Genomic DNA, 18,624 nt, shown 5'->3' with positions numbered 1-18,624 from the left:
CCGGGCACGAACGAAGGAGCGGACGCATGTCCCGCACACCCAGGATCGCCGTCATCGCGACCGCCACGGCGGCCGTCGTCTCGACCCCCGCCGTCTGGCTGCTGGACGGCCCCGGACCCGGCCAGTTCGTCGGCGCCTCCGTCCAAGCCGCCACCGGCGTCGCCGCCCTGCTGTGGGCGATGCTGCGGGACCGCCCTGCACCCGCCGCCCACGACACCGTCGAGCACACCGGCGACGCGGTGGCCGTCGACGGCGGCAACGCGCTGACCGGCTTCTCCGGCCCGGCCGACCGCAGCACCGGCCCCTCCGTCACCCGCCACACCGGGGCCACCCGGGCCGAGGGCGCCGGGAGCGTGGCCAACAGCGGCACGTACTACCGCTGACGTCTCGTCACCACGCTTTCCGGGTCGTCCTACCCGGCGGCGGGCTCCTCCCACACCGTCGCCTCCACGATGAACGCGCGGTCCCCGGTCCAGGTCAGCCGCACCTTGCCGAACCGCTGCTCGCCCGTCCTGATGCACCAGGTGGTGACCTTGCCTGCGTCCTCGATCCGGAGCGACTCCCCCGCGCCGTAGCCGACGGCCTCGCAGTCCTGTCGGGTGGCCTGCTCGAAACCCGTCGTCAGCTCGGCCACCCCGGCTCCGTTCCCGGCGGCGTGCATCCCGAAGTACGTTCCGCTGTCCAACCGCTGGAAGACCACGTCGTACGCCGCGTCGTGGGCCGCGTCCCCGAGCCCGGGCGGGTTGTCGAAGTCGAAGGACACCGCTTCGGAGGCCACGTCGATGTTCCGCCGCACCACGAACGGCCACTGCGCGCCGGAGGCCGCGCGCGACGGCGCGACGGGGGCTCCGGCGGTGTGCACCGCCGTACCGGAGGGCGGCCGCTGCCCGGCCACGACCGCGTACAGGACCGCGCCCGCGGCAGCCGTCGCCGCCAGGGCGGCGGCCAGGACCGCCAACGTCTGGTGCCGCCCGCCGGAAAAGGTGATCCACATGTTGCCGGAGTTGCCGATGCTGCCGGATCGTCCGATCACGTCTCCGGTGCGGTTCGCCGAGGTACCGCCCGGCGGTTCCCCGCCGGGCCGCCGCCCCCCGCCCCGGTGCTCCCCGTCCTGGTGCTCGGCGGTCCGGTCCTTGCCCGTCCTCATGTCCCGAGTCGTTCCCCGTCCGGGTGGTCCGCAGACACGGCCGGGGCGTGCCGTCGGCAACACCCGGAACAGCGCACCCGTCGGCCGACGGACGCACCTGCACGACGCCCCCGGTGCCGACGACGAGACGGTGCCGAGGATCGACAGCCCGGCGCCGTACGCGGCGTTCGGGGCCGACCGCACCCGGCTGATGTCGTAGCGCGCCGCCAGCCGGCGGCGCAGGACGCCGGTACGCGTGAGGCCCGTCCCGGAGCGGCCGGGGCGGGCCTCACGCGTACCGGCGGAGCGTCAGTCGGCCTCGGCGGGGGCGGGCTCGCGCATGCCGGCCGACCACTTCTGCTCGACCTTGCCGAACTTCCAGAAGGCGAGGGCGCCGGCCCAGGTGAGGACGAAGAGGCCCACGATGGCGTAGCCGACCAGGTTGAGGTCGAGTTCGGCGATCCAGCCGACCGGGCCGGCGGTGATGTCGAGCTTCTCGGCGAGCAGGCCGACGAGCTCGACGACGCCGATCACCAGGGCGACCAGCACGGAGAGGCCGGTGACGGTGAGGTTGTAGTAGACCTTGCGGATCGGCTTGGAGAACGCCCACTCGTAGGCGAAGTTCATGAACGAGCCGTCGATGGTGTCGAGCAGGCTCATGCCGGCCGCGAAGAGGACCGGCAGCACCAGCAGCGCGTACCAGGGCAGCGAGAACGCGGCGGCGCCGCCGGCGAGCACGAGCAGCGAGACCTCGGTGGCGGTGTCGAAGCCGAGGCCGAAGAGCAGGCCCACGGGGTACATGTGCCAGGGCTTGGTGACGGCCCGGGTGACGCGGCCGAGGATGCGGTTGAGGAAGCCCCGCCTGTCGAGCTGGCGCTCCAGCTCGGCCTCGTCGAACTCGCCGCGCTTCATGGCCCGGAAGACCTTGAGGATGCCGTTGAAGGCGCCGAGGTTGATCAGGCCGATCAGCACGAGGAAGGTGCCGGAGACCGAGACGCCGATCAGGCCGGTCGCGGTGTGGAGGGAGGACTCGTCGGACTCGACCTGGCCGGCCAGCGAGCGGATGCCGAAGGCGAGCAGGGCGCACAGGCCGAAGACGACGGAGGAGTGGCCGAGGGAGAACCAGAAGCCCACCGACAGCGGCCGCTTGCCCTGTCCCATGAGCTTGCGGGTGGTGTTGTCGATGGCCGCGATGTGGTCGGCGTCGAAGGCGTGCCGCATGCCGAGCGTGTAGGCGGTGAGGCCCATGCCGGCGCCGAACACCTGGCCGCCGACGTCGTAGTGGCGGGGGGCGATCACCGCGAGCAGCGTGAGCCAGCCGACGACGTGCAGCGCGAGCACGAAGCCGCCCATCCCGGCGAGGCGTATCCACTCCTCGCGGGTGAGCCGGTCACGGAGGCGGCTTGGCGATGACATGGGGGTCCTCCCGGCGACGGACTACGAGCCGGCCCATCCTGTCGTCCGGTGGATCCAATTGCAAGTCATGTGCAACTGCATCCCGGGGGCGCATCGACCTGCCCGGATGCACCGGGGGGCGCGTACCGGGCCGGACACCGCGCGCACCGCCCCGGACCCCGGCCCTCCCCCGGGCCCCGCCCCGGCGGGAGGCGGCGCCCGGTGGAAATGGCGCCCGGCCGCGCCCATCCTGAGGAGGCCGGGCCCGGCCACCGGGCCGCCGCACGACCCCACGGAGCGCCCATGCAGCCGCCCGCCCCGTACCCGTACCGGACGACCCGCGAGGACGTGCGCATCCCGATGCCGGACGGCACCCGCCTCGCCGCCCGGCTCTGGCTGCCGCTGACCGACCACCCGGTGCCCGCCCTGCTGGAGTACCGGCCCGGCGGCCTGGGCGACACCACCGCCGCCCGCGACGCCCAGCGCCACCCCTGGTACGCCGGGCACGGCTACGCCTCCCTGCGCGTCGACGCCCGCGGCCACGGCAGCTCCGAGGGCACGCCCACCGACCCGGCGTCCGCGGCGGGCGTCGCCGACGGCCTCGCGCTGCTCGACTGGCTCGCCGACCGCCCGTGGTCCAGCGGCCGCGCCGGGGCCTTCGGCATCGACCGCGGCGGCACCGCCGCCCTCGCCCTCGCCGCCCGCGCCCCGGAGTCGCTGGCCGCGGTCGTCACGGTCTGCGCCGACGACCGTGCCGCGCCCGCCCGCCGCCTCGGCGGGGCCCCGCTGGCCGCGGCCCCGCACGCCGAGGCGGCCGACCGGCTCGCCGCCGCCTGCCGCCCGCCCGACCCGCGGTACGCCGGCGACGACTGGCGTCGCCTGTGGCTCGACCGGCTGGCCGCCCTCGACCCGGCCGGCGCCGACGAGGAGCCCGAACCGCTGCGGTACGAGGCGGTCCGCGCCGCCGTCCTGGCCGTCGGCGGCTGGGCCGATCCGCAGGCCGGCACCGTGCTGCGGCTGCTGGAGCGGCTCCGCGCACCCGTCCGCGGGATCATCGGCCCCTGGCCGCACCAGTACCCCGACGAGGGCCTGCCGCCCGGGCCCGCGGTCGGCTTCCTCCAGGAGACCCTGCGCTGGTGGGACCACTGGCTGCGGGGTGCCGACACCGGCGTGCTGAAGGAGCCCGCGCTGCGGAGCTGGATGAACGAGTCCGTGCCGCCCGCCACCGCGTACGCCAACCGCCCGGGGCGCTGGGTCGGTGACGACGCCTGGCCCTCGCCCGACGTCCGCGAGGTGCGCTACGGGCTCGACGGCGCGCTGCGCACCGCCGGTACGCAGGCCGGCGAGCGTTTCGTGCCCGTGCGGTCGCCGCAGCACACCGGGATCGACTGCGGGGCGGTGCGCCCGCTCGGCGGGCCCGCCGACCTGCCGCCCGACCAGCGGGCCGAGGACGGCCGGTCGGTCTGCTTCGACTCCGCGCCGCTGCCGGAGCCCGAGGAGTTGCTGGGCGCGGCGGTCGTGCGGCTGCGGGTGCGCTGCGACGCGCCGCAGGGGCGGATCGCCGCGCGGCTGTGCGACGTGGCACCGGACGGCTCGTCCACGCTGGTGGCGCGGGGTGCGGCCGCGGCGCCGGGCCGGGGCGGGCCGGTGGAGGTGGAGATCGGGCTGGCGCCGGTGGCGCACGCGTTCCCGGCGGGGCACCGGATCCGGCTGGCGCTGTCGTCCGCGTACTGGCCGTGGCTGTGGCCGGCCGCCGGGGCGGGCGGGTTCGAGCTCGACCCGGGCGGCTCGGTGCTGACCGTGCCGGTGCGGCACCTGGCGGCGGACGCGGGCAGCAGCCCGGTGTCGTTCGACCCGCCGGAGCACGCCGAGCCGACGGCGGCGGTACGGCCGGAGCCGCTCACCGCCCGCCCGGAGCGGCAGGTGGTGCACGACGTCGCGGCGGGCGAGTGGCGGGTGCAACTGGCCCGGCCGGCGGGCGCGGTGGTCCACCCGGACGGCCTCGTGGAGGAGGAGAGCGTGCTGGAGGCGTACCGGATCCGCGCGGACGACCCGCTGTCGGCGCGTGCCCGCACCGACCGGACGCTGCGGCTGGAGCGCACCGACATCGGCTGGGACGTCACCGTGCAGGTCCGGGCCGAGACCTCCGGCGACGAGCGGCACCTCACGGTGCACGAGCACGTCCGGGCGCTGGAGGGCGGTGCGGTGGTCTTCGAACGGGACTGGCGGCGGCGGCTGCCCCGGGGGTGAGAACGCGGAGAGGGACCCGCCGGCCGCCGCCGTCGGGTCCCTCGTCCTGTGGATCAGCGCGCGCGGTGCGCGGTGATCATCTCCGTGTAGCGGTGACCACTGCTCTTGATCGTGCGGACCTGGGTGTCGTAGTCCACGTGCACCAGGCCGAACCGCTTGTCGTAGCCGTACGCCCACTCGAAGTTGTCGAGCAGCGACCAGGCGAAGTAGCCGGCGAGCGGGGCGCCTTCGGCGACCGCGCGGGCGCAGGCGGCCAGGTGGCCCTCCAGGTAGGCGGTGCGCTCCGGGTCGTCCACGCGGCCGTCCGCGGTGACGGTGTCGTAGTAGGCGGAGCCGTTCTCCGTGATGAAGATCTTCTGCACGCCGTACTCGTCGGTCAGGCGCTTCAGCAACTGGTAGATGCCGTCGGCGTCGACCTCCCAGTCCATCACGGTGTGCTCCGCGTTGGGGCCCGGGGTCTGGCGGAAGGACGGCACCGCGCCGGTCGGGTCGTCCGCGACGAACTGGCGGAAGTAGTAGTTGAGGCCCATCCAGTCGAGCGGCGCGGAGATCAGCTCCATGTCGCCGTCCTGGACCGGCAGTTCGACGCCGTAGAGCTTGACCATGTCCTCCGGGTAGCCGCGGCCCACGATGGGGTCGAGCCACCAGCGGTTGATGTGGCCGTCGGCGCGGACGGCGGCGAGGCGGTCGGCCTCGCTGTCGCTCGCCGGGATGATCGGGCTGAGGTTGTTGACGATGCCGATCTGCGCGTCCGGGATGCGCTCGCGCAGCGCGCGGACGGCGAAGCCGTGGCCCAGGTGCAGGTGGTAGGAGGTGCGGACGGCGGCCGTGAGGTCCGTCCAGCCCGGCGCCATCCGGCCTTCGAGGTGGCCGATCCAGGAGGAGCAGAGCGGCTCGTTGAGGGTCGCCCAGTGCTTCACCCGGTCGCCGAGGCGGTCGGCGACGACCTCGACGAACTCGCCGAAGCGCTCGGCGGTCTCGCGGAGGGGCCAGCCGCCGCGGTCCTGCTGGGCCTGCGGGAGGTCCCAGTGGTACAGGGTGCCGTGCGGGGTGATGCCGGCCTCCAGGAGGCCGTCGACCAGGCGGTCGTAGAAGGCGAGGCCCTCGGCGTTGACCCGGCCGTCGGCCTGCGGGACGACGCGCGGCCAGGCGACGGAGAAGCGGTACGCGTCGAGCTTCAGCCGCTTCATGAGGTCGATGTCCTCGGAGTAGCGGTGGTAGTGCTCGCAGGCGCGGTCGCCGTGGTCGTCGTTGTCGATCTTCCCGGGGGTGTGGGAGAAGGTGTCCCAGATGGAGGGCGCGCGGCCGTCCTCGTCCACGGCACCTTCGATCTGGTACGCGGAGGTCGCCGCGCCCCAGACGAAGTCGTCCGGGAGGGAGCTGAGGTCGTTCACAACTGGCCTTTCAATCATGGTCACTTGACAGCACCGGCGGTCAGACCGGCCACAAGGTAGCGCTGCAGGAGGAGGAAGCCGGCGACCACGGGCACGCTCACCACGAGGGAGGCGGCCATGACCTGGTTCCAGTACACGTCGTTGAGCGTGGCGTAGCCCTGGAGGCCGACGGCGAGGGTCTTGGTCTCGTCGTTGGTCATGACCGAGGCGAAGAGCACCTCGCCCCAGGCGGTCATGAAGGCGTACACCGCGACGGCGACGATGCCGGGGACCGCGGCGGGGATGATGATCTGCACCAGCGCCCGGATCGGTCCGCAGCCGTCGACGAGGGCGGCCTCGTCGAGGTCCCGCGGGATGGAGTCGAAGTAGCCGACCAGCATCCAGATCGAGAACGGCAGCGAGAACGTCAGGTAGGTGAGGATCAGGCCGCCGCGGCTGCCGAAGAGCGGGATGCCCGTCGCGTTGCCGATGTTGACGAAGATGAGGAACAGCGGCAGCAGGAACAGGATGCCGGGGAACATCTGCGTCGACAGCACGGTGACGGTGAAGAGCTTGCGGCCCTTGAAGCGGTACCGGCTGACGGCGTACGCCGCCACGATCGCGATCAGCACGGAGCAGACGGTGGCACCGCCGGCGACGATGATCGAGTTCATGAAGTAGCGGCCGAGCGGGATGGTCTTCCAGATGTCCACGTACGGACGGAAGGTGATCGTGCTCGGGATCCAGCGGAACGGTCCCTGCACGTCCTGCAGGGGCTTCAGCGAGGAGCTGACCATCACGCCGACCGGGACCAGCACGAAGGAGGCGAGCAGGAAGAGGACGATCCGGCGGAACCAGAGGAAGGACGCGGGCGGGTTAATCATCGGCGCCCCTCCGACGCGAGGTGATGAAGAGGTAGATCGCCGTCACGGCGAGCAGGAAGAGCAGCAGCAGGACGGACATCGCCGAGCCGGTGCCGAAGTTCCAGGTGACGAACGACGACTGGTAGATGTGGATGGAGATCAGGTCCGCCGCCTCGGGCGCCGACTTGCCGAACAGGATGTACGGCGTGTTGAAGTCGTTGAACGTCCAGAGGAAGAGGACGAGGACCAGCACGAGGTTGACCGGGCGGAGCGAGGGCAGCGTGATCTTGCGGATCTGCTGCCACACGCCCGCGCCGTCCATCGCGGCGGCCTCGTACAGCTCCTTGGGGATGTTCTGCAGGCCGGCCGTCAGGGTCAGGAAGGCGAACGGCCAGGTCTTCCAGACCGAGACGACGACGAGCGCGACGAAGCTGTTGTCACCGATCAGCCAGAACGGCTTCTCGGAGACGAGGTGGAGCTGGTCGTGGAGTACGTGGTTGATCAGACCGGTGTCCCGCTGGAACATGAACGACCAGGTGATCACGGCTGCGTACACCGGGAGGGCGTAGGGGAGCAGGAAGGCTGCACGGAGCAGCCCCCTGCCGCGGAAGGTGTCCTGCATGAGGATCGACGCCGTGGTGCCCACCAGCCAGGAGAGGCCCACGGCGAAGAAGGTGAAGAGACAGGTCACCCAGAACGAGTTGAGCAGCGACTGGCCGACGGGGGCACTGAAGTCCACCGCCATGCGGTAGTTCCCGAGGCCAGTCCACGGTGCGGACGACCAGTCCCGGATGTAGAACTGGGTGAGCTGCTTGAAGCTCATCACGATGCCGACCACCATGGGAACCAGGTGGATCAGCAGCTCCAGGGCGAGCGCCGGGAGCAGGAGCAGGTAGGGCAGGCCGATTCGGCGCAGTCGCTGTCGCACGTCAGCTGGCCGGCATCTGCTGCTGGGCCTTGGTCAGCTCAGCCTTCACGGACTCGTCGGTGACCGGCTTGCCGGCGGCGGCCGCGGCGAAGAGGTTCTTCACGGCGGTGCCGACCAGGGTCTCGAACTGGCTCTCGTTGGCGACCTGCGGGAGCGGCTGGGCGCTGGTGCCGAGGACCTTGGCGAGGGCCTGGAGCTCCGGGGTGGCGAACGCGGCGTCGGACTGCGCCTCGGTGACCGGCGGGATGGAGCCGTAGGCCTTGTTGAGGGCGATCTGCTCGTCCTTGCTGGTCATGAACTTCACGAAGTCCAGGGCACCGGCGGTGTTCTTGGTGTTCTTGAACACGGCGAGGTTGATACCGGCCACCATGGAGGTGGTGAGCTTGTCGCCGGAGGCGCCGGCGGGCACCGGGATCGGGGCGACGCCGTACTCCTCCGGGTTCATGCCGTGCGACTTGAGGTTGGCACCCGCGGACTGCCACATGAGCATGGCGGCCTTGCCGGTGGCGAAGTCGGTGACCGACTGGTTGTTGGCGTACTCGGCGTTGCCGGCGGCCGCGATCTTGTCCTTGGCGATCATGTCGACGTACTGCTTGATCGCGGCGACCTGGTCGGGACCGTCGAAGGTGGGCTTGCCGGAGGCGTCGAAGAAGTCGGCGCCGTGCTGCTTGGCGAAGGTGAAGGCGTGGTGGACGTTCTCCGAGCCGTTGCCGCCCTCGACCGCGATGCCGTACTTGTCGCCGGCGGTGAGCTTCTTGCCGTCGGTGACCAGCTCGTCCCAGGTGGCCGGGGGGCGCTCGATGCCGGCGGCCTGGAAGAGCTTCTTGTTGTAGTAGAGGCCGTAGGTCATGGAGTACAGCGGGACGGCGGCCGGGTCCTTGCCCTCGGCGCCGGCGGACGCGATGGTGGCGGGCAGGAAGCGGTCCTTGCCGCCGATCTTGCCGAAGGCGTCGGCGTCGAAGGGCAGCAGCGCGCCGGTGGCCTGGAGCGAGGCGGACCAGGTGTTGCCGATGTTCAGGACGTCGGGGCCCTGCCCGGACGTGGCGGCGGCGAGGATGCGGTTGAGCAGGTCGGACCACGGAACGACCTCGAGCTTGACCTTGATGCCGGTCTGCTCCTCGAACTTTCTGAGCTCCGGCTCCAGGACCTGCTTGTCGACCTCGACACTGGCACCCTGGTTCGACGCCCAGTAGGTCAGCGTCTTGGGGCTGCTGTTGTCGCCGGATCCCGAGCCGCTGCCGGAGCTTCCTCCGCAGGCGGTGGCGGTGAGTGCAAGAGTCGCGACGACGGCGGTCGCAGCAGCCAGACGGTTGATACGCATGACCATGCCCCTCTCGGGCGGGTGGTGGCGTGGGGTGGGGGTGGAAGGGCCGCATCAGCGGCTTACTTCAGGGCGTGATTTAACGTGTGAGAAAAGCTGGCGTCAAGAGGATGAGCGGCGATAGATTCCCCGACGGAGGGAGAAACCATGGCAGAACGAAGCAAGCAGACGGTCCGCGACCTGCGACGAGGCAGCCGATCGACCCTTTTGCAACGGTTGTATTTCGAAGGTCCACTGAGCAGACAGGAGTTGGGCCGGATCAGCGGCCTGAGCGCCGGCTCGGTCAGCAACGTCATCGGTGAACTGCTCACCGACGGGCTCGTCGAGGAGTGCGGGTCGGTCGAGTCGGACGGCGGCCGCCCGCGCATCCTGCTCCAGGTGCCGCCCGGCCGGGCCCACCTGGTCGGCGTGGACGTCGGGGAGACCCAGGTCAGGGTGGCGCTCTTCGACCTCGGCCTGACCGAGATCGCCGCCAGCGACCAGCCGCTGTCGGACTGCGGCCACGACGTCGACCACGTCGTGGAGCTGATCCTCACCGGCATCACCGAGGTGCTCGTCACCACCGGCACCGACCCGGCGACCGTGCTCGGCGTGGGCGTCGGCGTGCCCGGCATCGTCGAGCAGGGCGACCCGGGCGCCGACGGCCTGGGCATCGTCGTGCACAGCCAGACCGTCGACTGGGACGCCGTGCCGCTCGGCCGCCTGCTGCGGGCCGGCACCGACCTGCCGCTCTACGTCGACAACGGCGCCAAGACCCTCGGCCAGGCCGAGATGTGGTTCGGCGCCGGGCAGGGCGCCCGGCACGCCGTGGTCGCCCTCTTCGGCTCCGGCGTCGGCGCCTGCGTGATCGCCGACGGCGCCCGCTTCCGGGGCGCCACCAGCAGCGCGGGCGAGTGGGGCCACACCAAGGTGCACGTGGGCGGGCGGCTCTGCCGCTGCGGCTCACGCGGCTGCCTGGAGGCGTACGTCGGCGCGGAGGCCCTGGTGGAGCGCTGGGGCCGGGCCCCGGCGGGCTCCAGCGAGAAGGCGGGCCTGGCGGCCCTGCTGGCGGCCTTCGAGGCCGGCGAGGAGGACGCCGTCGCGCTGCTCACCGAGGCCGCCGAGTACTTCGGCGCGGCCATCGCCGACCTGATCAACCTGTTCAACCCCGAGCGGATCGTCATCGGCGGCTGGGCGGGGCTGATGGTCGGGCCGCGGCTGCTGCCCGCGATCCGCGAGGCGGCCACCGCGTACGCGCTGCGCTTCCCCCGGGCGCAGACCTCGATCGAGCTGGGCCGGCTCGGTCCGGACGCCGTCACGGTCGGCGCGGCCACGCTGCCGCTCTGGCACTTCCTGGAGTCCGGCGGTGATCTTCCGCAGCGCCTGACCACGGCCGCAGTCGCGCGGGCCTGAGCCGACACCACCCGCGCGACCTGCGGGAATGCCGCACTTCCGGGGTCAACCGGCTTCCGCCGGGGGCTGGTTGATCCGTACCGGAACTCCTTGCGGAGGGCTTGACACCCGAGATCGGAGCCCCACAGACTCCCTCCGGGGAGCGCTCTCCCGAGCTCGGCCGAACGACCGGCGACGCTCGACAGCCGCACTTTTTCCACCTCGGCGCCCCTGTGCCGCGCCGGCCCGGAGTCGAGGGCCGGTCCCCCGCTGACGTCTCGACCGTCCGCGCCCCCACACCCACCCCCACCCACCCCGCAGGAGAAGCCCGTGAGGCTCACTTCAGCACGCCCCGGCTCCGGAACCGCTCGCCGCGGATCCGCCGCCCTGGTCGGCATGGCCCTGCTCTCGGGCGCCGTTCTGGCGCTCCCCGGCACTGCCGCCCACGCCGCCGACACCCTGATCTCCCAGGGCAAGACGGTCACCTCGTCCTCCGTCGAGAACGGCGGAACCTCCGCCGCCCTCGCGGTCGACGGCAACACCGGCACCCGCTGGTCCTCGGCCGCGACCGACCAGCAGTGGATCCAGGTCGACCTGGGTCAGAGCGCCACCATCAGCAAGGTCGTCCTCCAGTGGGAGTCGGCCTACGGCAAGGCGTACCAGATCCAGACCTCCGCCGACGGCGCGAACTGGACCACGATCTACTCCACCACGACGAGTGCCGGCGGCACCGAGAACCTCACCGTCTCGGGCACCGGCCGCTACGTCCGGATGAACGGCATCACCCGGGCCACCGGCTACGGCTACTCGCTGTGGGAGTTCCAGGTCTTCGGTTCCTTCGGGACCACCCCCACCCCGACCTGCGGCACCACCAACGCCGCCCAGGGCAAGCCCGCGACCTCCTCCAGCACGGAGAACGGCGGCACCCCCGCCTCGGCCGCGGTCGACGGCAACACGGGCACCCGCTGGGCCTCCGCCGCCGCCGACCCGCAGTGGCTGCAGGTCGACCTCGGCTCCTCCCAGCAGCTGTGCCAGGTCGTCCTCAACTGGGAGGCCGCCTACGGCAAGGCCTACCAGATCCAGGCGTCCGACAACGGCACCACCTGGAACACCCTGTACTCCACCACCACCGGCGCCGGTGGCAACGAGACCCTGAACGTGTCCGGCTCCGGCCGCTACGTCCGGGTCTACGGCACCCAGCGCGGCACCGGATACGGCTACTCCCTCTGGGAGTTCGCCGTGCGCACCGGCAGCGGCACCACCACCCCGCCGACCGGCCCGCCGGTCACCCCCGGTGGCGACCTCGGCCCGAACGTCCTGGTCTTCGACCCGTCGACGCCGAACATCCAGGCCAAGGTCGACGAGGTCTTCGCCAAGCAGGAGTCGAACCAGTTCGGCACCGAGCGCTACGCGCTGATGTTCAAGCCGGGCACGTACAGCAACATCAACGCCCAGATCGGTTTCTACACCTCGATCGCGGGCCTGGGCCTGAACCCGGACGACACCACCTTCAACGGCGACGTCACCGTCGACGCGGGCTGGTTCAACGGCAACGCGACCCAGAACTTCTGGCGCTCCGCGGAGAACCTGCACCTCAAGCCGGTCAGCGGCACCGACCGCTGGGCCGTCTCGCAGGCCGCGCCGTTCCGCCGCATGCACGTCGAGGGCGGCCTCAACCTCGCCCCGGCGAGCTACGGCTGGGCGTCCGGCGGCTACATCGCCGACTCCAAGATCGACGGCCAGGTCGGCAACTACTCGCAGCAGCAGTGGTACACCCGCGACAGCTCCATCGGCGGCTTCTCCAACGGCGTCTGGAACCAGACGTTCTCCGGTGTCCAGGGTGCTCCCGCCCAGGGCTTCCCGGACCCGCCGTACACCACGCTCGACACCACGCCCACCTCGCAGGAGAAGCCGTTCCTGTACCTGGACGGCAACGACTACAAGGTGTTCGTGCCCGCCAAGCGCACCAACGCCCGCGGCGTCTCCTGGGGCAACGGCACCCCGCAGGGCAGCTCGCTGTCGCTGAACCAGTTCTACGTGGTGAAGGCCGGCTCCACCGCCGCCAACATCAACCAGGCGCTCGCGCAGGGCCTCAACCTGCTCTTCACCCCGGGCGTCTACCACGTCGACCAGACGATCAACATCACCCGCCCGGACACCGTGGTGCTCGGCCTCGGCCTCGCCACCGTCATCCCGGACAACGGCGTGACCGCGATCAAGGTCGCCGACGTCGACGGCGTCAAGGTCTCCGGCCTCCTGCTGGACGCCGGCACCGTCAACTCCCCGGCCCTGCTGCAGGTCGGCGAGGCCGGCCCGGGTGCGGGCCACGCGGCCGACCCGATCGTCATCCAGGACGTCTTCGTCCGCGTCGGCGGCGTGACCGCCGGCAAGGCCACCAACGGCATGGTGATCAACAGCAACAACACCATCGTCGACCACACCTGGATCTGGCGTGCCGACCACGGCGCGGGTGTCGGCTGGGAGAGCAACCGCTCCGACTACGGCTTCGTCGTCGGCGGTAACGACGTCCTCGCCACCGGCCTCTTCGTCGAGCACTTCAACAAGTACGACGTGTGGTGGAAGGGCAACGGCGGCAAGACGATCTTCTTCCAGAACGAGAAGGCGTACGACGCCCCCAACCAGGCCGCGATCCAGAACGGCAGCGTGCGCGGCTACGCCGCCTACAAGGTCGAGAACTCGGTCACCACGCACGAGGGCTGGGGCCTGGGCAGCTACTGCTACTTCAACGTCGACCCGACGATCATCATGGACCACGGCTTCGAGGTCCCGGTCACCTCGGGCGTCAAGCTCCACGACATCCTGGTCAACTCCCTCGGTGGCAACGGCCAGTTCGCCCACGTGGTGAACAACACCGGCGCCCCGACCTCGGGCACCGGCACCGTCCCGTCGAACGTCGTCTCCTTCCCGTGACGACTCCCCTCGCCCCCGGGTGAGGACCTGCACACCGTGTGACCACGGCGCCGTCCTCCGGCCCCGGCCCCCGCACCCGACCCGCCGTCCCCCGGCCGGGCCGGAGGCGGGACGCCGGGCCGGCGGGCGGCGCCCGCCGCGCTCCGGCCACCGGGCGGGCACCGCTCGAACCGCCCGAACGGCCGTACCGCTCCATACTGGGCATATGGCACAGAACACGTCTAAATCACACCCGCCGCCGTCCGTCACGGTGAAGGGCAAGAACGTGCGGATCCGGACGATCGGGGTGGGCGTCCTCGCCGTCCTGGCCGTCTGGTTCATCGCCGCCAACACCGGCTCGGTCGAGGTCAGGCTCTGGATCCCCACCGTCACCCTGCCGCTCTGGCTCGTCCTCACGGTCACCCTGCTCGTCGGCATGGTGATCGGATTCTTCGCCGCCCGGCGCCGCGCCCGGCAGTGAGACCGGTCTTCGGGGAGCGACGCGCCCGCGAGGCCGCCGACCGGGCCTTCGACGACGGGTGGCCGCTGCCCGGCCCGACCGTGCACCGGCCCGTACGGTCCGGCCCGCGGCGTCAGGCCGCGGCCTCGCCCCCGCCCTCGGTGTCGATGCGCGGGAGGACGCGGTCCAGCCAGTGGGGCATCCACCAGGCGTGCGGCCCGAGCAGGGTCATGACGGCGGGCACCAGCAGCAGCCGGACGATGGTGGCGTCGATCAGCACGCTCACCGCGAGGCCGAGGCCGAGCATCTTGACGACGATGTTGTCGCTGAGGATGAACGCGGCGAACACGCTGACCATGATCAGGGCCGCGCAGGTGATCACCCGGGCGGTGATCTCCAGGGCGTGCGCCACGCTGCCCTCGGCGTCGCCGGTGCGCAGCCACATCTCGTGCACGCGGGAGAGCAGGAACACCTCGTAGTCCATGCTCAGCCCGAAGACGATGGCGAACATCATCATCGGCACGTAGCTCTCGATCGGCACGGTGCCCGCCACGCCGAGCGCCGGACCGCCCCAGCCCCACTGGAAGACCGCGACCACGACGCCGTACGAGGCGGCGATCGACAGCAGGTTGAGCACGGCGGCCTTCACCGCGACGAGCAGGCCGCGGAAGACCACGAGGATGATCAGGAAGGCCAGGCCCACCACCACCGCGATGATCGCCGGGAGGCGGCTGGAGACGATGTCGAGGAAGTCGACCTGCGCCGCCGTGGTGCCGGTGACGTAGCCCGCGGCGGCGGTGCCGGACACCGCCTGCGGCATGACGTCGCGCTGGAGGTGGTTGACCAGCGCGGTGGTCTTCTCGTCCTGCGGCACCTGGGCGGGGATGACGGTGGAGATCAGCAGGTCGCCGTCGGAGGATGGCTGCAGCTGGCCGACGCTCGCCGTGTCGGGCAGGCCGGTGAGCGCCTGCTGCGCCTGGGTGGCCAGGCTCTGGCGGTCGGCGGACGCGACCTCCGTCTGGTCGACGACGACCGTCAGCGGGCCGTTCGAGCCGGGGCCGAAGGCGTCCGTCATCAGGTCGAAGGCGCGCCGGTCGGTGAAGCTCGTCGGGTCGGCGCCGTCGTCGATGTGTCCGAGCTGGATCGAGAACACCGGGATCGCCAGGACGCCCACCGCCACGACACCCGCGACCAGGAAGTGCCAGGGGCGGCGCTCGACGCGCAGCGCGTACCGGTGCCAGGTGCCGGTGACCTCCTCACCGGGGGCGCTGCCGGTCTCGGCGACGAGCTTGCGCACGTGGAAGCGGTCGACGGCGCGGCCGATGATGCCGAGCAGCGCGGGCAGCAGGGTCAGCGCGCCCGCCACGGCGGTGACCACGGTGACGGCGGCGGCCACACCGAGTTTGGAGATGAAGCTGACGCCGGAGACCGACAGGCCGGCCAGCGCGATGATGACCGTGCAGCCGGAGACCAGCACCGCCCGCCCGCTGGTGGCGACCGCGTGCCCGGCGGAGGCGACCGGGTCGGCGCCGTCCATCAGCCCCTGCCGGTGGCGGGTGAGCAGGAACAGCGCGTAGTCGATGCCGACGCCGATGCCGATCATGGTGGCGAGGGTCGGCGAGACGGTGGCGAAGGTGAAGGCCGCCGCCAGCAGCCCGAGGAGGCCGAGGCCGACGACCACCGCGACCAGCGCGGTCACCAGCGGCAGCCCGGCGGCGATGACGCTGCCGAAGCCGATCAGCAGCACGACGATGGCGACGGCGAAGCCGATCGCCTCGCTGCTCCGGTCGTCGGCCTTGGGCCGGGCGGCCTCGCCGAGCGGGCCGCCGTACTCGACCTGGACGCCGGCCTGGCGCAGCGGGGCGACGGCGGTGTCGATCTGCGGGAGGTAGTCGTCGCCGAAGGTGCTGGGGTTGGCGTCGAACTTGACGTTGATGAAGGCGGTGGTGCCCTCGGTGGAGAGCGGTCCGTTCGGCCCCTGGGTGGGCGGGCCGCCCTGTTGCGGGAGCGGGTTCTGCACGGAGAGCACGTGCGGCAGCTTCTGGAGGTTGCCGACGGCCTGGCCGATCTGGGTCGCGAAGCCGGTGAGCTGCTGGGTGTCGTGCAGCACGATCTGCGAGCCGACGCCGCCCGCGGCGGGGTCGTGCGCCTTCAGCACGTCGAGGCCCTTCTGGGCCTGGCTGTTCGAGATGTTGAAGTCGTCCGAGAACTCCCCGCCGACGGCCCGGTCGACGATCTGGACGCCCGCGACGGCGACCAGCCAGGCGATCAGGACGAGCACGCCGTGGCGGGCGCACCACTCGCCGGTGCGGCGCAGCAGGCCGGGGCGGGTGGCGGCGGCGGAGGCGGACGGCCTCTGCGGCGGGATCGGTGACGGCATGGCGGCCCTCCGGGGGATGCGTCCGGGCGTCCGGGCGGCCGCGGCGGTGGCGCCTTCCGGTCGACGATCCGTCAACGATCGGTTGACGAGTGGTCAGAGCGTAGGCAGCCCGCGGCCCGTGGTGCGGCCGACACACCGCCGCGACCGCGCATCCCACCCGTCGGGCGGCGGCCGCGGGCACGTCACCCGCGGGCGGGGGTCGGGCGGCAGGTCCCGCCCGGCCCGGCGCCGCGCGGCGTCTCAGCCGGCCGGCGGGCCGTAGGACGCCATCCGGTCGATCAGCTCCTGCGGGGCGGCGGGGCCGAAGATCAGGTCGAGGTTCTCGGCGGACTCGGCGGCGGAGGCCTCGCTGCGCGGGAAGAGCGCCTTCTCGTAGTGGTCGAGGGCCGCCTCGGTGTCGCCCGGGTGGGCGACGAGGGCTGCGCCCAGTTCGGCGCCGTCGAGCATGGCGAGGTTGGCGCCCTCGCCGGCGAAGGGCGACATCAGGTGGGCGGCGTCGCCGAGCAGGGTGACCCCGGGGACGCGGTCCCAGCGGTGCCCGACCGGCAGTGCGTGGATCGGCCGGGACACGAGGGCGCCGTCGGCGTCGGCGATCAGTGCCCGCAGGCTCGGGTGCCAGTCGGCGAAGCGCTCCAGGAGCCGGGCCCTGGTGGTGTCCGGGTCGGCCGGGTCGACGGTGGCGGCCCAGTCCTCGGGGGTGCGGAGTGCGGCGTAGACGTGGAGGCTGCCGTCGATCTCGCGGTGGGCGAGCAGGCCCTGGCCCGCGCCGAGGGCGAAGAGCATGCCGCCGCCGACGACGGCCGCACTCTCCGGGTGGCGGGTGTCGGCGTCGAGGAGGTCGATCTCGACGAACGACAGGCCGGAGTAGGCGGGCACGGCGTCGGAGACGAGCGGGCGGACCCGCGACCAGGCGCCGTCGGCGCCGACCAGCAGGTCGGTGGTGAGCACGGTGCCGTCGGCGAGTTCGACCTCGTGGCGGCCGCCGCCGAGCGGGCGGGTGGCGACGGCCTTGGCGCCCCAGCGGACGGTGCCCTCCGGGAGGGAGCGCAGGAGGAGGTCGCGCAGCTGACCGCGCTCGACCTCGGGGCGGTCGCCGTCGCCGTCGTCGGCCTCGTCGACGTGGACGGCGGCGTGCCGGTCGAGGATGCGCATCGCCTGGCCGCCGGGGTGGACGAGGGCGAGGAAGTCCTCGTACAGCCCCGCGGCGCGCAGCGCGGCCTGGCCGGAGTCGGCGTGGATGTCGAGCATGCCGCCCTGGCGACGGGCGTCGGGGCCCGCGTCGAGGTCGAGGACGGTGGCCGGGACTCCGTGGACGTGCAGCACGCGGGCCAGGACGAGGCCGCTGAGGCCTGCGCCGACGATCGCGACGGGGTGGTGGGTGGCGGTGGTGGTCATGGGTGGCTCCTTCGGATGCGGTTTCAGGGGGTGGGGCGGTCGGTGCCGGGGCCGGTCGGGCCGGGCACGGGGGTGTGGAGGATGCCGTTGACGAGCATCCGCAGGCCCCAGGTGACGCGTGCCTGCGGTTCGCCGCCGAGCAGCAGGCCGCCGAGGGCGGCGATGCGCGGGTGGGTCGCGGGGTCGGCGTCCCGCACGGCGCGGGTGAGGTCCGCCCACTCCTCCCGGCTCTCGGGGGCGAGGTCGTGGCCCGAGTGTTCGGCGGCGGTGGCGGTGGCGAACTGGAGCAGCAGGTCGACGCCCCAGGCGGCCTGGGCGTCCGGGGCGCCGCCCTCCGCGAGGAGGCCGAGGAGGGCGTCGACGAGGTCGAGGTAGTGCCGGCCGCTGGGCCGGGCCAGCAGCGCGGACTGCGCGAGGCCCGGGTGGGCGAAGAGCAGGTCCATGCAGGCCGTGAGGATCCGTTCCAGGCGCTCGCGCCAGTCGCCCTCCGCCCGGGCGGGGCCGAGGTCGACCCCGCCGAGGAGGTGGTCGAGCACGGCGGCGTGCAGTTCGTCGGTGTTGCGGACGTAGACGTAGAGGGAGGCCGGGCCGGTGTCGAGCTCCTGCGCCAGGCGGCGCATGGTGACCTTCTGCAGGCCCTCCGCCCGCATCACGCGGACGGCTGCGGCGACGATGCCGTCGCGCGTCAGGGCGGGCTTGGCGGGCCGTTCGCGCCGGCTGCGGGGGGCGGCGGGGGGATTGCTCATGGCTCCACCGTAACGAACATGTTCGTCGCGAACAAGTTTTTCACGAACATGTTCGTCGACAGGCCGGGCAGGCGTCCCGGCAGACGTCCCGGCGGGTGTCCCGGCA

15 protein-coding genes are annotated in these 18,624 nt (G+C 72.4%); 6 read left to right on the top strand and 9 right to left on the bottom strand.

Annotated elements, in window-relative coordinates:
- The first annotated feature begins 26 nt into the window (after window positions 1–26).
- Complete coding sequence (locus tag OG335_RS28350) at window positions 27–383, top strand: hypothetical protein (protein ID WP_405013963.1); 357 nt, start codon at window positions 27–29, stop codon at window positions 381–383.
- A gap of 29 nt (window positions 384–412) precedes the next feature.
- Here the strand turns inward: OG335_RS28350 and OG335_RS28345 are convergent, their stop codons facing one another.
- Window positions 413–1,033: a hypothetical protein gene (locus OG335_RS28345; protein ID WP_405013962.1), complete on the bottom strand. Its 621-nt coding sequence runs from the start codon at window positions 1,031–1,033 to the stop codon at window positions 413–415.
- Window positions 1,034–1,145: 112 nt separating this feature from the next.
- Here OG335_RS28345 and OG335_RS28340 point away from each other — a divergent pair, with 112 nt between their 5' ends.
- Window positions 1,146–1,346, top strand: a complete 201-nt coding sequence (locus tag OG335_RS28340) for a hypothetical protein (protein WP_405013961.1) — start codon at window positions 1,146–1,148, stop codon at window positions 1,344–1,346.
- A gap of 89 nt (window positions 1,347–1,435) precedes the next feature.
- Here OG335_RS28340 and OG335_RS28335 read toward each other — a convergent pair whose 3' ends face one another.
- Window positions 1,436–2,542: a HoxN/HupN/NixA family nickel/cobalt transporter gene (locus OG335_RS28335; RefSeq protein WP_405013960.1), complete on the bottom strand. Its 1,107-nt coding sequence runs from the start codon at window positions 2,540–2,542 to the stop codon at window positions 1,436–1,438.
- Window positions 2,543–2,824: 282 nt separating this feature from the next.
- On the opposite strand from OG335_RS28335, the gene OG335_RS28330 reads away from it, so the two are divergent.
- Window positions 2,825–4,771 (top strand): CocE/NonD family hydrolase, encoded by a 1,947-nt coding sequence (locus tag OG335_RS28330; protein ID WP_405013959.1) that lies wholly within the window; start codon window positions 2,825–2,827, stop codon window positions 4,769–4,771.
- 53 nt (window positions 4,772–4,824) lie between these two features.
- On the opposite strand, the gene OG335_RS28325 is transcribed toward OG335_RS28330, so the two are convergent.
- From OG335_RS28325 to OG335_RS28310, 4 genes are read right to left on the bottom strand one after another with little or no spacing between them, the layout of a single operon-like run.
- The gene (locus OG335_RS28325) at window positions 4,825–6,165 is read right to left on the bottom strand and encodes a GH1 family beta-glucosidase (RefSeq protein ID WP_405013958.1); all 1,341 of its coding nucleotides are present in this window, start codon (window positions 6,163–6,165) and stop codon (window positions 4,825–4,827) included.
- Window positions 6,166–6,185: 20 nt separating this feature from the next.
- Window positions 6,186–7,028: a carbohydrate ABC transporter permease gene (locus OG335_RS28320; RefSeq protein WP_405013957.1), complete on the bottom strand. Its 843-nt coding sequence runs from the start codon at window positions 7,026–7,028 to the stop codon at window positions 6,186–6,188.
- Complete coding sequence (locus OG335_RS28315; RefSeq protein WP_405013956.1) at window positions 7,021–7,935, bottom strand: carbohydrate ABC transporter permease; 915 nt, start codon at window positions 7,933–7,935, stop codon at window positions 7,021–7,023. The genes OG335_RS28320 and OG335_RS28315 overlap by 8 nt, the downstream gene beginning before the upstream one ends.
- Window position 7,936: 1 nt before the next feature.
- Window positions 7,937–9,256, bottom strand: coding sequence for an ABC transporter substrate-binding protein (locus OG335_RS28310; RefSeq protein WP_405013955.1), 1,320 nt, complete (start codon window positions 9,254–9,256; stop codon window positions 7,937–7,939).
- A gap of 147 nt (window positions 9,257–9,403) precedes the next feature.
- Between OG335_RS28310 and OG335_RS28305 the strand changes: the two genes are divergently transcribed.
- From OG335_RS28305 to OG335_RS28295, 3 genes are all read left to right on the top strand, one after another.
- On the top strand, window positions 9,404–10,648 hold the full coding sequence (locus OG335_RS28305) for an ROK family protein (RefSeq protein WP_405013954.1): 1,245 nt from the start codon (window positions 9,404–9,406) through the stop codon (window positions 10,646–10,648).
- Between the two features lie 375 nt (window positions 10,649–11,023).
- Window positions 11,024–13,558: a discoidin domain-containing protein gene (locus tag OG335_RS28300; RefSeq protein WP_405015555.1), complete on the top strand. Its 2,535-nt coding sequence runs from the start codon at window positions 11,024–11,026 to the stop codon at window positions 13,556–13,558.
- Window positions 13,559–13,808: 250 nt separating this feature from the next.
- Window positions 13,809–14,018, top strand: coding sequence for a lipopolysaccharide assembly protein LapA domain-containing protein (locus tag OG335_RS28295; RefSeq protein WP_405013953.1), 210 nt, complete (start codon window positions 13,809–13,811; stop codon window positions 14,016–14,018).
- Window positions 14,019–14,130: 112 nt separating this feature from the next.
- On the opposite strand, the gene OG335_RS28290 is transcribed toward OG335_RS28295, so the two are convergent.
- From OG335_RS28290 to OG335_RS28280, 3 genes are all read right to left on the bottom strand, one after another.
- The gene (locus OG335_RS28290) at window positions 14,131–16,377 is read right to left on the bottom strand and encodes an MMPL family transporter (RefSeq protein ID WP_405013952.1); all 2,247 of its coding nucleotides are present in this window, start codon (window positions 16,375–16,377) and stop codon (window positions 14,131–14,133) included.
- 240 nt (window positions 16,378–16,617) lie between these two features.
- Complete coding sequence (locus tag OG335_RS28285; RefSeq protein WP_405013951.1) at window positions 16,618–17,772, bottom strand: FAD-dependent oxidoreductase; 1,155 nt, start codon at window positions 17,770–17,772, stop codon at window positions 16,618–16,620.
- 23 nt (window positions 17,773–17,795) lie between these two features.
- Window positions 17,796–18,518 (bottom strand): TetR/AcrR family transcriptional regulator, encoded by a 723-nt coding sequence (locus OG335_RS28280; protein ID WP_405013950.1) that lies wholly within the window; start codon window positions 18,516–18,518, stop codon window positions 17,796–17,798.
- Window positions 18,519–18,624 lie beyond the last annotated feature (106 nt).

Origin of the sequence: Kitasatospora sp. NBC_01539 (genome assembly GCF_045040525.1) — a bacterium.
Classification (GTDB): domain Bacteria; phylum Actinomycetota; class Actinomycetes; order Streptomycetales; family Streptomycetaceae; genus Kitasatospora.
This window is presented reverse-complemented; position numbering and strand designations above follow the sequence as displayed.